The organism is Thiohalobacter sp. IOR34 (genome assembly GCF_030406045.1).
Taxonomy (GTDB): Bacteria; Pseudomonadota; Gammaproteobacteria; order Thiohalobacterales; family Thiohalobacteraceae.
The window spans coordinates 1,822,273-1,835,774 of record NZ_CP128988.1 but is presented as its reverse complement, the minus strand read 5'-3'; the positions used below and the strand labels follow the sequence as shown (position 1 = coordinate 1,835,774).

General features: G+C 67.0%; 14 protein-coding genes and 1 tRNA gene. 9 read left to right on the top strand and 6 right to left on the bottom strand.

The genetic code is table 11. The features are described from left to right. Positions 1 to 131: 131 nt before the first annotated feature. Positions 132 to 218 (bottom strand) — tRNA-Leu (locus QVG61_RS08440). A gap of 290 nt (positions 219 to 508) precedes the next feature. Between QVG61_RS08440 and queA the strand changes: the two genes are divergently transcribed. The 5 genes from queA (at position 509) to secF (ending at position 6,154) form a co-directional block, all read left to right on the top strand. Further along, the gene (gene queA / locus QVG61_RS08435; protein ID WP_289930193.1) at positions 509 to 1,534 is read left to right on the top strand and encodes a tRNA preQ1(34) S-adenosylmethionine ribosyltransferase-isomerase QueA; all 1,026 of its coding nucleotides are present in this window, start codon (positions 509 to 511) and stop codon (positions 1,532 to 1,534) included. Between the two features lie 161 nt (positions 1,535 to 1,695). Further along, on the top strand, positions 1,696 to 2,811 hold the full coding sequence (gene tgt / locus QVG61_RS08430) for a tRNA guanosine(34) transglycosylase Tgt (protein ID WP_289930192.1): 1,116 nt from the start codon (positions 1,696 to 1,698) through the stop codon (positions 2,809 to 2,811). 73 nt (positions 2,812 to 2,884) lie between these two features. Beyond that, complete coding sequence (gene yajC / locus QVG61_RS08425; protein ID WP_354671156.1) at positions 2,885 to 3,232, top strand: preprotein translocase subunit YajC; 348 nt, start codon at positions 2,885 to 2,887, stop codon at positions 3,230 to 3,232. Between the two features lie 81 nt (positions 3,233 to 3,313). Continuing rightward, a complete protein-coding gene (gene secD / locus QVG61_RS08420; RefSeq protein WP_289930191.1) occupies positions 3,314 to 5,179 on the top strand; it encodes a protein translocase subunit SecD in 1,866 nt (621 codons plus the stop codon). A 39-nt stretch (positions 5,180 to 5,218) separates the two neighbouring features. Continuing rightward, positions 5,219 to 6,154 carry a protein translocase subunit SecF gene (gene secF, locus QVG61_RS08415; RefSeq protein ID WP_289930190.1) on the top strand — a complete coding sequence of 312 codons (936 nt, stop codon included), beginning with the start codon at positions 5,219 to 5,221 and terminating at the stop codon, positions 6,152 to 6,154. Positions 6,155 to 6,164: 10 nt separating this feature from the next. On the opposite strand, the gene QVG61_RS08410 is transcribed toward secF, so the two are convergent. The 4 genes from QVG61_RS08410 to QVG61_RS08395 all read right to left on the bottom strand — a co-directional run bounded on the left by QVG61_RS08410 (position 6,165) and on the right by QVG61_RS08395 (position 9,110). Then, the gene (locus tag QVG61_RS08410) at positions 6,165 to 6,380 is read right to left on the bottom strand and encodes a hypothetical protein (protein WP_289930189.1); all 216 of its coding nucleotides are present in this window, start codon (positions 6,378 to 6,380) and stop codon (positions 6,165 to 6,167) included. Positions 6,381 to 6,662: 282 nt separating this feature from the next. Further along, entirely contained in the window at positions 6,663 to 7,460 is a 798-nt protein-coding gene (gene suhB / locus QVG61_RS08405; protein WP_289930188.1) for an inositol-1-monophosphatase, read from the bottom strand. Between the two features lie 46 nt (positions 7,461 to 7,506). Continuing rightward, on the bottom strand, positions 7,507 to 8,442 hold the full coding sequence (asd, locus tag QVG61_RS08400; RefSeq protein ID WP_289930187.1) for an archaetidylserine decarboxylase: 936 nt from the start codon (positions 8,440 to 8,442) through the stop codon (positions 7,507 to 7,509). Continuing rightward, a complete protein-coding gene (locus tag QVG61_RS08395; RefSeq protein ID WP_289930186.1) occupies positions 8,439 to 9,110 on the bottom strand; it encodes an SCO family protein in 672 nt (223 codons plus the stop codon). Before QVG61_RS08395 ends, asd begins: the two co-directional genes overlap by 4 nt. Before the next feature lie 156 nt (positions 9,111 to 9,266). Between QVG61_RS08395 and prmB the strand changes: the two genes are divergently transcribed. The 3 genes from prmB to hemN are packed head-to-tail and all read left to right on the top strand — an operon-like array spanning position 9,267 to position 11,930. Next, complete coding sequence (prmB, locus tag QVG61_RS08390; protein WP_289930185.1) at positions 9,267 to 10,211, top strand: 50S ribosomal protein L3 N(5)-glutamine methyltransferase; 945 nt, start codon at positions 9,267 to 9,269, stop codon at positions 10,209 to 10,211. Between the two features lie 4 nt (positions 10,212 to 10,215). Further along, positions 10,216 to 10,542: a general secretion pathway protein GspF gene (locus QVG61_RS08385; RefSeq protein ID WP_289930184.1), complete on the top strand. Its 327-nt coding sequence runs from the start codon at positions 10,216 to 10,218 to the stop codon at positions 10,540 to 10,542. After that, positions 10,542 to 11,930 carry an oxygen-independent coproporphyrinogen III oxidase gene (gene hemN / locus QVG61_RS08380; RefSeq protein WP_289930183.1) on the top strand — a complete coding sequence of 463 codons (1,389 nt, stop codon included), beginning with the start codon at positions 10,542 to 10,544 and terminating at the stop codon, positions 11,928 to 11,930. The genes QVG61_RS08385 and hemN overlap by 1 nt, the downstream gene beginning before the upstream one ends. Positions 11,931 to 12,015: 85 nt before the next feature. Here the strand turns inward: hemN and QVG61_RS08375 are convergent, their stop codons facing one another. Further along, a complete protein-coding gene (locus QVG61_RS08375) occupies positions 12,016 to 12,216 on the bottom strand; it encodes a hypothetical protein (protein WP_289930182.1) in 201 nt (66 codons plus the stop codon). A 163-nt stretch (positions 12,217 to 12,379) separates the two neighbouring features. Between QVG61_RS08375 and aroC the strand changes: the two genes are divergently transcribed. Beyond that, complete coding sequence (gene aroC / locus QVG61_RS08370; RefSeq protein ID WP_289930181.1) at positions 12,380 to 13,492, top strand: chorismate synthase; 1,113 nt, start codon at positions 12,380 to 12,382, stop codon at positions 13,490 to 13,492. The last annotated feature ends 10 nt before the right edge of the window (positions 13,493 to 13,502 follow it).

The following is a 13,502-nucleotide window of genomic DNA, read 5'->3' as shown; positions in this document are numbered from 1 at the left end:
CCTCGGTTGAAGCCTGCCCGCGGGGTGCAGGGTGGTTGCCGGCGGAAGTACCGGGCAAAACTGAATTATAGGGCGAAAGGGGGCGCCTGCTGCAGCGCCGACTGCATCCCGCCTGCTCGGCCGGGAGTGAATGGTGCCGGGAGCGAGACTCGAACTCGCACAGTGTTGCCACCGGGGGATTTTGAGTCCCCTGCGTCTACCAATTCCGCCATCCCGGCCGGGACATAGGCGTGCTATTAACCCGGTAACTGAATATGCCGTGTTCAGGGCTTCAGGCCTGTTCCGGGACAAGGCGCGGCCCGCCGGCAAGGGCCGGAACGCCGGACCGGGACAGGCCTGAAGCCCCGGTCATTCCATGATTCAATGGGTTCGGCCGCCGTGTGCCTTGCCGCAGACAGGCACACGGCGGCTGAACACGGCTTATTCAGTTACCAGGCCGATAGTATACGGTATCCGCCGCCAGGCGGGCCAGGGGGGCGGGAGAGCGGCTGTGCTACCATGCCGCGCCATGCGACGCAGCGATTTCGACTACAGCCTGCCGCCCGGCCTGATCGCCCAGCAGCCGCCGGTGCGGCGCAGCGACAGCCGGCTGCTGGTGCTGGACGGTGATCGGCCCCTCGACCGCCGCTTTCCCGATCTGCTCGACCTGCTGGCCCCCGGTGACCTGCTGGTGCTGAACGACACCCGGGTGATCCCGGCCCGGCTGCACGGCCGCAAGGCCAGCGGCGGGCGGGTCGAGGTGCTGCTCGAACGCCTGCTCGACGACCACCAGGCGCTGGCCCAGCTCAGGGCCAGCAAGTCACCGCGTGCCGGGACCCGGCTGGAGCTGGATGGCGGCCTGGAGGTCGAGGTGCTGGGCCGCGAGGACGATCTGTTCCGGCTGCGCTTCCTCGACCCGCGTCCGCTCCCCGAGCTGCTGGACGCGCACGGCCACATGCCCCTGCCACCCTACATCGAGCGGGCCGACGATCCCCAGGACCGTGAACGCTATCAGACGGTATTCGCGGCCCGGCCTGGTGCGGTGGCCGCCCCCACCGCCGGCCTGCATTTCGATGCCGAGATGCTGCAGCGGCTGGCGGCTCAAGGGGTGGAGAGTGCCCGGGTCACCCTGCACGTCGGCGCCGGCACCTTCCAGCCGGTGCGCGTCGAACGGCTGGAAGCGCACCGCATGCACGCCGAGTGGCTGGAGGTGCCGACGGCCACGGTGGAGGCGGTGCGCCGCACCCGGGCCGCCGGCGGCCGGGTGGTAGCGGTCGGCACCACGGTGGTGCGCAGCCTGGAGACGGCTGCCGCCGGCGGCGAGCTGGCCGAGTTCCGCGGCGACACCCGCCTGTTCATCACCCCCGGCTATGAGTTCCGGGTGGTGGATGCGCTGCTGACCAATTTCCATCTGCCGCAGTCCACCCTGCTGATGCTGGTCTGCGCCTTCGGCGGCTATGAGGAGGTCATGGCCGCCTACCGCCACGCCGTGGCCAAGGGCTACCGCTTCTTCAGCTATGGCGATGCGATGTTTTTGCCGAGGCGTGAGGTGTGAGGGGGATGATGGCCACGAAATCCACGAAACCCGCGAAAGAAAGTCTTGTGTTTACGGCGCCGCGCAGAGCGCGTGCGCCGCAATAATCCTTTTCGGGGGTTTCGTGGATTTCGTGGCCATCCTCTCTCGCTTCTCACGCCTCTCGGTTGAGAGGTGAAGTAATGAAGTTCGAGTTGATGGCGACGGACGGGCTGGCACGGCGCGGGCGGCTGAGCTTCGAGCGCGGCACGGTGGAGACGCCGGCCTTCATGCCGGTCGGCACCTACGGCACGGTCAAGGCCATGACCCCGGAGGAGGTGCGTGACACGGGTGCCGAGATCATCCTTGGCAACACCTTCCACCTGATGCTGCGGCCGGGTACCGAGGTGATCCGCGCGCATGGCGATCTGCATGGTTTCATGCACTGGGAGGGGCCCATCCTCACCGATTCCGGCGGCTTCCAGGTGTTCAGCCTGGGCAAGATGCGCAAGATCAGCGAGCGCGGCGTCGAGTTCCGCTCGCCGGTGGACGGCAGCCGGGTGTTCCTCGGTCCGGAGGAGTCGATTGCCGTGCAGCATGCCCTGGGCGCCGACGTGGTGATGATCTTCGACGAGTGCACGCCCTATCCCGCCACGGCGGCGGAGGCGGCGGAGTCGATGCGTCTCTCGCTGCGCTGGGCGCGGCGCTCCAAGGCAGCGCACGGCGACAGTCCGGCGGCCCTGTTCGGCATCGTCCAGGGCGGGATGTATCCCGAGCTGCGCGCCGAATCCCTGGCCGGCCTGACCGGGATCGGCTTCGACGGCTATGCCATCGGCGGCCTGTCGGTCGGCGAGCCCGAGCCGGAGCGGCTGAAGATTCTCGATGCCACCGCCCCGGCCCTGCCGGCCGAGCGGCCGCGCTACCTGATGGGGGTGGGACGGCCGGAGGACCTCGTCGAGGCCGTGCGCCGCGGCGTGGACATGTTCGACTGCGTGATGCCGACCCGCAACGCCCGCAACGGCTACCTGTTCACCCACGCCGGCACGGTGAAGATCCGCAACAGCCGCCATCGCCGGGACACGGGTCCCCTCGATCCGCGCTGCGACTGCTACACCTGCCGCAACTACAGTCGTGCCTACCTGCACCATCTCGACCGCTGCAACGAGATCCTCGGTGCCCGGCTCAACACCATCCACAACCTGCATTACTACCAGCGGCTGATGCAGGGGCTGCGCGAGGCCATCGCCGGCGGACGGCTGGAGGCCTTCGCCGCCGATTTCCATGCCATGCGCGACCGCAGCCCGCCGCCTGTGTCATAATACCGGCCGTTTTACCGGGCCGCGCCCGGAGACGATCCTCTAATCGACTGATCTGAAAAGGATCTGCATCACCATGGAAACACTGCTGAATTTCTTCATCTCCGCCGCCCGGGCCGAGGGTCCGGCCGGGGCCGGTCCGCAACAGGATCCGCTGATGAGCTTCCTGCCGCTGATCGTGATCTTCGTCGTCTTCTGGTTCCTGCTGATCCGTCCCCAGCAGAAGAAGGTGAAGGAACACAAGGCGATGGTCGAGGCCCTGAAGAAGGGCGACGAGGTCATCACCAACGGCGGCCTGCTGGGCAAGATCACCGAGGTGGGCGAGAACTACGTGCAGCTCAAGCTGGCCGACAACATCGAGGTCAAGGTGCAGCGCCATGCCATCGCCAGCCTCGTTCCCAAGGGCAGCATGAAAGAACTCTGACACAGAACAACCGCGCAGCGCCGCCCCTCGCTGCGGGGGGCAGGCCACGCCCTCAGCCATCCTGCAGGACTCTAGCCCTCCATGATCAACCAGTATCCGCTTTGGAAGTATCTCCTTATCGTGGTCATCGCCGTGCTCGGCATCGTCTATGCCCTGCCCAATCTGTACGGCGAGGATCCGGCCGTGCAGATCTCGCCGTCGCGCATGGAGCAGGTCGACGAGGCCCTGCGTGAGCGGGTCGAGGCGGTCCTCGAGGAGGCGGGGCTGGGCTACAAGCGGATCGAGCAGGGCGAGGGGCGCATGCTGGTGCGTTTCGAGGATACCGAAACCCAGCTGACAGCTGCCGACCAGCTGCGCGAGGCGCTGGGTAACCGCTTCGTGGTGGCGCTGAACCTGGCCACCGCCGAGCCGGACTGGCTGCGCGCCCTGAACGCCAAGCCGATGTACCTCGGCCTCGATCTGCGCGGCGGCGTGCATTTCCTCATGGAAGTCGACATGGATGCGGCCCTGGCCCAGGCCGAGAAGCGCTATGTCGGCGAGTTCCGCGACTTCCTGCGCAAGCACGAGCCGCCGATCCGTTACATCACCATCGGCCGCAGCCAGGGTGGCATCCTCGCCCGGTTCCGCAGCCAGGCCGATCGCGATGCGGCGTTGGATGCCCTGAGCCGGGAATTCGGCGAGCTGCAGTTCGAGGCCCGCGACGAGCCCGGCCGCTGGCTGCTGCTGGCGCGTATCGGCAAGGACCAGCAGCGCCAGATCCGCGACTTCGCCCTGCAGCAGAACATCACCACCTTGCGCAACCGCGTCAACGAGCTGGGCGTGGCCGAGCCGGTGATCCAGCAGCAGGGCGACAACCGCATCGTGGTCCAGCTGCCCGGCGTGCAGGACACGGCCCGGGCCAAGGAGATCCTCGGCGCCACCGCCACCCTGGAATTCCGCCTGGTCGACGAAGGACACGATGCGCAGCAGGCCGAGGCCAGCGGGCGCATCCCGGCCGGCACCGACCTGCTGCACGAACGCAACGGCCAGCCGGTGCTGCTGGAGAAGCGGGTGATCGTGCGCGGCGACCGCATCACCGACGCCTCTTCGGGCTTCGATCAGGACACCGGCGGCCCGGCGGTGATCATCAACCTGGACGGCAAGGGCGCGCGGCAGATGACCAACGGCACGCGCGACAACGTCGGCCGGCTGATGGCCGTGGTGTTCATCGAGAACAAGGTCGAGACGCGCAAGGTCGACGGCAAGCTGGTCAAGCACAAGCAGCAGATCCGCGAGGTGATCAACATCGCGCGGATCCGCGAGCAGCTCGGCCGGCGCTTCCAGATCACCGGCCTGGATTCGCCGCAGGAAGCGCGCAACCTGGCGCTGCTGCTGCGCGCCGGTGCCTTGGCAGCGCCGATCGAGATCGTCGAGGAGCGTACCGTCGGTCCCAGCCTCGGCAAGGACAACATAGAGCAGGGCTTCGAGGCGGTGGTCATCGGCTTTTCCCTGGTGCTGGTATTCATGCTCGTCTGGTACCGCAGTTTCGGGCTGTTTGCCGACATTGCCCTGAGCATGAACCTGGTGCTGATCGTGGCCGTGCTGTCCCTGTTGCAGGCCACCCTGACCATGCCCGGCATCGCCGGCATCGTGCTCACCGTGGGCATGGCGGTGGACGCCAACGTGCTGATCTTCGAACGCATCCGCGAGGAACTGCGTGCCGGCAACAGTCCCCAGGCGAGCATCCACGCCGGTTATGAGAAGGCCTTCTCGACCATCGCCGATGCCAACATCACTACCCTGATCGCGGCGGTGGTGCTGTTCAGCTTCGGCACCGGACCGGTCAAGGGCTTTGCGGTCACGCTCTCCATCGGCATCCTGACCTCGATGTTCACGGCCATCATGGGCACCCGGGCCCTGGTCAACCTGATCTATGGCGGGCGGCGCCTGAGCCGGCTCTCCATCTGACTGAATGAAACTGGCGCAGACTGAGGCAGACGGACAACCATGCAGATTCTAGCGGGCAAGCACAATTTCGATTTCATGGGCCGGCGCAAACTGGCCATGCTGTTCTCCCTGATCCTGGTCCTGGCCTCGCTCGGTTCGTTGCTTGCGCAGGGTCTGCAGCTTGGCATCGACTTCACCGGCGGCACCCTGATCGAGGTCGGCTATCCCGAGCCGGTGGTGCTGGAGGAGGTGCGGGAGACGCTGCGGGCGGCCGGTTTCGGGGATGCCGTGGTGCAGCACTTCGGCTCGGCGCGTGACGTGCTGATCCGCATTGCGCCCCGCGAGACGGCGAGCAGCGCCGAGCTGTCCAGCCAGGTGCTGCAGGCCCTGCAGGTCAAGGATCCCGGGGTGGAGATGCGGCGCGTCGAGTTCGTCGGTCCCCAGGTCGGCGAGGAGCTGACCGAGCAGGGCGGTCTGGCGATGCTCTATGCGCTGATCGGCATCCTCGTCTATGTCGCGTTGCGTTTCGAGTACCGTTTTGCGGTCGGTTCGGTGGTGGCCCTGCTGCATGACGTGATCATCACCCTTGGGGCCTTCTCCCTGTTCCGGCTGGAGTTCGACCTGACCGTGCTGGCGGCCATCCTCGCGGTGATCGGCTATTCCCTGAACGACACCATCGTGGTCTTCGACCGCATCCGCGAGAACTTCCGGCGGATGCGCAAGGGCACGCCCATGGAGATCATGAACACCTCCATCAACCAGACCCTGTCGCGTACCCTGATGACCTCCTTCACCACGCTGCTGGTGCTGATCGCCCTGGTGGTGTTCGGCGGCAAGGTGATCCACGCCTTCGCCCTGGCGCTGATCATCGGTGTGGTGGTCGGAACCTATTCCTCGATCTATGTCGCCAGCTCGGCGGTACTGTCGATGGGTATCAGCAAGCAGGATCTGATGCCGGTGAAGAAGGAAGGGGCCGAGGTCGACGACCGCCCCTGAAGGGATGGCTTCAGAGGCCCCGTGCCCGGCGCGGGGAGGGCAGCGGCGTTGCGCTGGTAGCGGCGGCCGGCTGTGGCGGCTCGATGGAGAGGATCTCCAGGCAGTCCGGATCGAAGGCAGCGGCATCCATCAGTACCAGTTCCTCCAGTCCCTGGAGGGCATCACGCATGTTCAGTTCCAGCGCCAGCGTCGGCGCGTGCCGGTTACGGATATGGACGACGGACACCCCGCTTTCCTCCTCTTGCCGTTGTCCGGGTTAGCGGGAGGCCGAGGCGGAACTTGAGCTGTCTACCCCGGATATTGCACCAAGGCGGCGCGCATGATCGCAGGGCAAGCTGGTATATGGACCGGGAACTCGTAAGCCGGCTTTGCGCCTGTTCGATTGACTCCGGGCATTGCCCGCGGGGGGCGCCCGATCGCGGCCTGGAGGCCGCTCCTACGACAACACATTGTGCCGCCATGCCCCGTAGGAGCGGCCTCCAGGCCGCGATGCGGCGCGAAGCGCCGCCTAGCCGCCGAGTTCGGGGGTCAGATGCGGGCGGATGGTGTTGACCAGGGCGGCGAACACCTTGGGGTTGCCGGCCACCACGTTGCCGCTGTCGAGGAAGTCGTGGCCGCCGGCCAGATCGCCGACGATGCCGCCGGCCTCCTGGATCAGCAGCACCCCCGCGGCGATGTCCCAGATGTTGAGACCGATCTCCCAGAAGCCGTCCAGGCGCCCGGCGGCGACATAGGCCAGGTCCAGCGCGGCCGAGCCGGGGCGGCGGATGCCGGAGGTCTGCATCAGCAGGTCGCGGAACATGCCCAGGTAGGGGTTGAGATAGTCGTGGTGCTTGTAGGGGAAGCCGGTGCCGAGCAGCGCCCCCTCCAGGCTCTTGCGCTGCGCCACGCGCAGGCGGCGGTTGTTGAGTTGGGCACCGGCGCCGCGGGTGGCGGTGAACAGCTCCTGGCGCAGCGGATCGTAGATCACGCCCTGTTCCAGACGGCCCTTGTGGCGCAAGGCGATGGACACCGAGAACTGCGGGAAGCCGTGCAGGAAATTGGTGGTGCCGTCCAGCGGATCGATGATCCACTGGTATTCGTCGCCGGGCTGGCTGCCGCTCTCCTCGGCGAGGATGCCGTGGCTGGGGTAGGCCTTGCGCAGGATGCGGATGACCACCTCCTCGGCCTGGCGGTCGACCTCGGAGACGTAGTCGTTGCGGTCCTTGCTGGTGACCGTCAGTTCGTCGAGGCGGTCGACGTGGCGCACGATGACGTCGCCGGCCGCACGGGCCGCTCGTGCAGCGATGTTCAGCATTGGGTGCATGGCGAAACCCGAAGCGGTTGTCGAGGGGCCGCAAAGGATACCAGATTCAGGGTCCGGTATCAGGCGTCGCTGCCGGCTGCAGCAGGCGGCCGATCGCCTGGCCCATGCGCAGTGCCGCGTCGGGTCTCACGCCGGCCTCCCAGGCCACCGCCTCCGGGCCGAACAGCAGGATCACCGTGGAGCCCATGTTGAAGCGACCCATCTCGGCGCCGCGGGTCAGATGCACCGAGCCCGGCCCCTCGGCCGGGAAGTCGCGGACCCGTACCCGGTGGCCGTGCGGCGGGGTTTCGATCCCGCTCCAGACGGTCTCGATGCAGGACACGAACAACGCCCCGACAGCGACCAGTGCCATGGGGCCGGCGGCGGTGTCGAACAGGCTCACCAGCCGCTCGTTGCGGGCGAACAGCCGTGGCACGCTGCGCACCGTGTGCGGCGCGACGCTGAACAGACGTCCCGGGACATAGATGGTGCGGCGCAGGGTGCCGGCCAGCGGCATGTGGATGCGGTGGTAGTCGCGGGGGGACAGATAGAGGGTGGCGAAACGGCCATCGCGGAAGGGCTCGGCACTGTCGGTCTGGCCGCCGAGCAGTTCGAGCAGTGAATAGTCGCGTCCCTTGGCCTGGAAGATGCGCGTCGCCTCGATCGTGCCGGCTTGGCTGACCCGGCCGTCGACCGGGCTGAGCAGCCGGTCCGGCCGCGGGTCGAGGGGCCGGACCCCGGGCTTGAGGGGGCGGGTGAAAAAGTCGTTGAAGCTGGCGTAGTGGTCGGGGTCGGCCGATACCGCTTCCTCGAGATCGATGCGGTAGTGGCGGCTGATCTGGCGGATCAGCAGGTTCTTCCAGGCGCGCTGGCGCACCCGGGTGGCGCGCAGCACCAGCCGCGACAGGGCGTGGTGCGGCAACAGGTACTGCGGCAGGGACAGCAGATAGTCGCCAAGACTGGCGCCTTGTTCGGCGGGGCTGGACGCTGGCTGCCGGGTCATGGGAGGCTCGGACTCTCAGGCCTGGCAGGCGGCGCCTGCCGGCCGCGGCCCAGGTAATGGCTCAGCCGCAGGAAGTCGCGGGCGATGAGCGCGGCATCGAAGGGCGGCAGGAAGACGGCGGTCAATCGTCCCTGGGGGTCGATCAGCTGGATGCCGGCCGAATGCGCCGCCTCGCTCCGGCCCGGCTCGATCCCGAACTGGCGGGCGAAGGCCTCGATCTCGGCCGTCTTGCCGCTGACGCCGACGAAGGCCGGGTTGAAATAGGCCAGGAACAGGGTCAGCTGTCGGGGGGTGTCCTGCTCGGGATCGAGGCTGGCGAAGACCACTTCTGGTGCCCGTTCCCCGCCGCGAAGGATGGCCTGCAGCACCTGATTCAGCGTGCCAAGGGTGGTCGGACAGATCGCCTGGCAGTGGCTTTGGCCGAAGACCAGCAGGGTCCAGTGTCCCTTCAGTGAGGCGGATGTGAAGGGGGTTTCATCGTGACGCACCAGGCTGAAGGGCTGCAGGCTGCGCGGTTCCTCCAGCCAGCGGGTGCCCGGGCCGGTTTCCGGCAGCGGTGCCGGCGACCGCGCCTCGAAGGCGACATAGAGCACCGCGATCAGGGCGGCCAGGCTGAGCAGGGTGGGGATGCGGATCTCGCCGCGTGGCTTGTGGGGCAGGGGTTGCATGCCGCGGCATTATCCCACAGCCCGCTGCGCCGGGGACAGCCGGCCGCGGAACTGGATTCCACTGGATGACGCGCGGGAATGGCGGGGGAAGGTTATCGCCCGCCGGGCGACATGGTTTATCATGTGCCGTCTTCACTCGCGAGGTTTGACGACCCCATGGATACCGCCGATAGCCTGCCTGCCGGGCTGCACAGCCTGCGTGATTTCGTCCGCTGGGGGGCGAGCCGCTTCAACGAGCAGCGGCTGTGCTTCGGCCACGGTACCGACAATGCCTTTGACGAGGCGCTGCTGCTGGTTACCCATGCCCTGCATCTGCCGCCGCTGTTGCCGGACGGCTATCTGGATGCGGCGCTCAGCGAGGAGGAGCGGCGGGTGGTGTTCAGCCTGTTGCGGCGGCGCTATCTGGAGCGGATCCCGGCGCCCTATCTGACCGGCGAGGCCTGGTTCGCCGGTCTGCCCTTCCATGTCGACGAGCGGGTGCTGGTGCCGCGCTCGCCGATCGCCGAACTGGTCGAGGCCCGCTTCCAGCCCTGGATCGATCCCGAGCAGGTGCAGCGGGTGCTGGATCTGTGTACTGGCAGCGGTTGCATCGGTATCGCCTGCGCGGCCTATCTGGAGGAGGCCGAGGTCGATCTGGTCGATGTCTCGGTGGAAGCCCTGGCGGTGGCGGAGCAGAACATTGCCCGGCATGGCCTGCAGGAGCGGGTGCAGGCCATCCAGTCCGACCTGTTCTCGGCGCTGCAGGGGCGGGTCTACGACATCATCGTCAGCAACCCGCCCTATGTCGACGCCGAGGAGATGGCCTGCCTGCCGGAGGAGTTTCGTCACGAACCGGCGCTCGGCCTGGCCGGCGGCGGGGATGGCCTGGACCTGGTGCTGCGCATCCTGCGCGATGCCGGGGCGCATCTCGCGCCGCAGGGCATCCTGGTGGTGGAGGTTGGCAACAGCGAGCCGGCGCTGGTCGAGCGCTTCCCCGAGGTGCCCTTCCTGTGGCTGGAATTCGAACGCGGCGGGCAGGGCGTGTTCCTACTGAGCGCGGCGCAGCTGGCCGAACACCAGGCCCGCTTCGAGGCCGCGCTCCAAGAGCAAGAGGAGAGCTGAGAGTATGGTGGTGGACAACCGGCCAAAGACTGCCGACGAATACGTGGCCCTGATCGACGAGGCGCTGTTCGAGATCGCGGAATTGCGCGCTGCCGCCGAATACGACGCCGATTCCATGGGTGGCGCGCTGGAGTTTCTCGGCGAGCTGGAGGGCGGCGTCCGCCAGCTCAAGCAGCAGATGATCGATGGGGTGTATCATTTCGAGGATCGCGATCTGCCATTCATGAAACAGGTGCGCCGTGCCAGCGACCGGCTGCTGCCGTTCAAGCACCTGCTGCAGATCATCAATGTCACCCACCGCGAAGGGCTGGCGGTGGACGAGGACGACTGATGCAACAGAGACTGGAATTCGATTCGGAGCTGATCCGCCGTTACGATACCAGCGGACCGCGCTATACCTCCTATCCCACGGCGGTACAGTTCAGCGAGGCCTTCGGCGAGGCCGAGTACCGTGCCTGGGCGGCACGCAGCAACCAGGCAGCGGGCCGCCGGCCGCTGTCGCTGTATTTTCACATCCCCTTCTGCAACACGGTCTGCTTCTACTGTGCCTGCAACAAGGTGATCACCGCCAACCGCAAGCGTGCCCAGCCCTATCTCGACCATCTCTACCGGGAGATCCGCCTGCAGGGCGAGCTGTTCGATCGCGAGCGGCCGGTGGAGCAGCTGCACTGGGGCGGCGGCACCCCGACCTTCATCAGCCAGGACCAGATGCGCGAGCTGATGGCGGTCACCGCCGAGCACTTCAATCTGCTCGACGACGATACGGGTGAATACTCCATCGAGATCGACCCGCGCGAGGCCGATGCCAGCACCATTGCCCTGTTGCGCGAACTGGGTTTCAACCGCCTGAGTCTCGGTGTGCAGGACTTCGACCCCAAGGTGCAGAAGGCGGTCAACCGCATCCAGAGCGAGGCCGAGACCCGGGCGGTGCTGGATGCGGCCCGCGAGCAGGGTTTCCGCTCCACCAGTCTGGATCTGATCTATGGCCTGCCGCTGCAGACCGTGGACAGCTTCTCCCGCACCCTGGAGAAGGTCATCGAGATGGATCCGGCCCGGCTGTCGATATTCAACTACGCCCATCTGCCGCAGATGTTCAAGAGTCAGCGGCAGATCGACGCCGCCCAGCTCCCCAGCCCGGACGAGAAACTGGCCATCCTCGGCCACACCATCGAACGGCTGACCGATGCCGGCTATGTCTACATCGGCATGGACCATTTCGCCAAGCCGGACGACGAGCTGGCGGTGGCACAGCGGGAAGGCACCCTGTACCGCAACTTCCAGGGCTATTCCACCCATGCCGATTGCGACCTGGTGGCCATGGGGGCCACCTCGATCAGCAAGGTGGGGGACAGCTACAGTCAGAACCTGAAGGCGCTGGACGCCTATGCCGAGGCGCTGGATGCCGGCCGCCTGCCGGTGTTCCGCGGCATCGAACTGGATGCCGACGACATCCTGCGGCGTGAGGTGATCACCCGCCTGATCTGCAATTTCGAGCTGGACTATGCCGCCATCGAGGACAAGTACGGCATCGACTTCAAGGCGTATTTCGCCTCTTCGCTGCAGGCGCTGGCGCCCTTCCAGGCCGATGGACTGCTCGAGCTGGAGGCCGCCGGCATCCGGGTGCTGCCACGCGGCCGGCTGCTGATCCGCAACATCTGCATGCAGTTCGACCGCTATCTGCAGGGCGGTCGCCCGGAGCGCTTCTCGAAGGTGATCTGAGCGGACCGCCGTGCGGCCTGCGGGTACGCCAGCCAGGCCTGCCTCACCGGCTTTGCGCGGAGAGTCGGGCCTTGCTGGCCGCCGGTCAGCGGTCCTGGCGGTAGACCACGCCTTCCGGATACATGATCTCGTTGGCTGCCAGCTGATCGAGCGGATAGCCGTCGTCGATGTAGCGGGCGATGCGGTCGAAGACATAGTGGCCATCCGCGGCCTGGATGGATTCATAGATCGGTTTGCCCATGTAGCTGCCGATCTGCGGTCCGAACTGGGCGTCTTTGTGATTCACGTCGCGTCCCCTGTGAGCCTGTGCTTGAATCGGATCTCGACGCCCTTTGCAAGGGCGTCACACCCGGCTATCGGCGCGCCGCGTCCAGCCTTTACCCCCTGCCGGCCCGGGCCACGCCGGCCGAGGGGGACGGCACCGTGCTTTGCCGCTACAATAGGCGCCCATGTCCGGTAACAGCTTTGGCAAACTCTTCACCATCACCAGCTTCGGCGAGAGCCACGGGCCCGCCATCGGCTGTATCGTGGACGGCTGTCCGCCCGGGCTGGCGCTGACCGAGGCCGACCTGCAGCGCGACCTGGACCGCCGCCGGCCCGGCACTTCGCGCCACACCACCCAGCGGCGCGAGGCCGATCAGGTGCAGATCCTCTCCGGCGTCTTCGAGGGGCGGACCACGGGCACGCCCATCGGCCTCATCATCCACAACACCGATCAGCGTTCCAAGGACTATTCCGAGATCATGGACCGCTTCCGGCCGGGGCATGCCGACTACAGCTACCAGCAGAAATACGGCTTCCGCGACTACCGCGGCGGCGGGCGTTCATCGGCCCGCGAGACGGCGATGCGGGTGGCCGCCGGCGGCATCGCCCGCAAGTACCTGCGCGAGCGCTGCGGCATCGAGATCTACGGCTACCTGGCGCAGCTCGGGCCGCTCAAGCCCAGAGTGTTCGAGCGGTCCGCGATCGAGACCAATCCCTTCTTCTGGCCCGACCCGGCGATGATTCCGGAGCTGGAGGCCTACATGGACGCCCTGCGCAAGTCGGGCGATTCCATCGGCGCGCGGGTCAACGTGGTCGCCAGCGGCGTGCCGCCGGGACTCGGCGAGCCCATCTTCGACCGCCTGGACGCGGACATCGCCCATGCCCTGATGAGCATCAACGCCGTCAAGGGGGTGGAGATCGGTGCCGGTTTCGCCAGCGTCGAGCAGAAGGGCACCGAACACCGTGACGAGATCACGCCCGAGGGTTTTCTCTCCAACCACGCGGGCGGCGTGCTGGGCGGCATCTCCTCCGGGCAGGACATCCTGGCCAGCATCGCCATGAAGCCGACCTCCAGCCTGCGCCTGCCCGGCCGGTCGGTGAACCTGGCGGGCGAGCCGGTGGAGGTGGTCACCAAGGGCCGGCACGATCCCTGCGTGGGCATCCGTGCCACGCCCATCGCCGAGGCCATGCTGGCCATCGTGCTCATGGACCATCTGTTGCGCCACCGGGCCCAGAATCTCGATGTGCAATCGGCCACCCCGGTGATCCCCGCATCGGCGCCGGCCGTCGACGACTGAGCCAGGTATC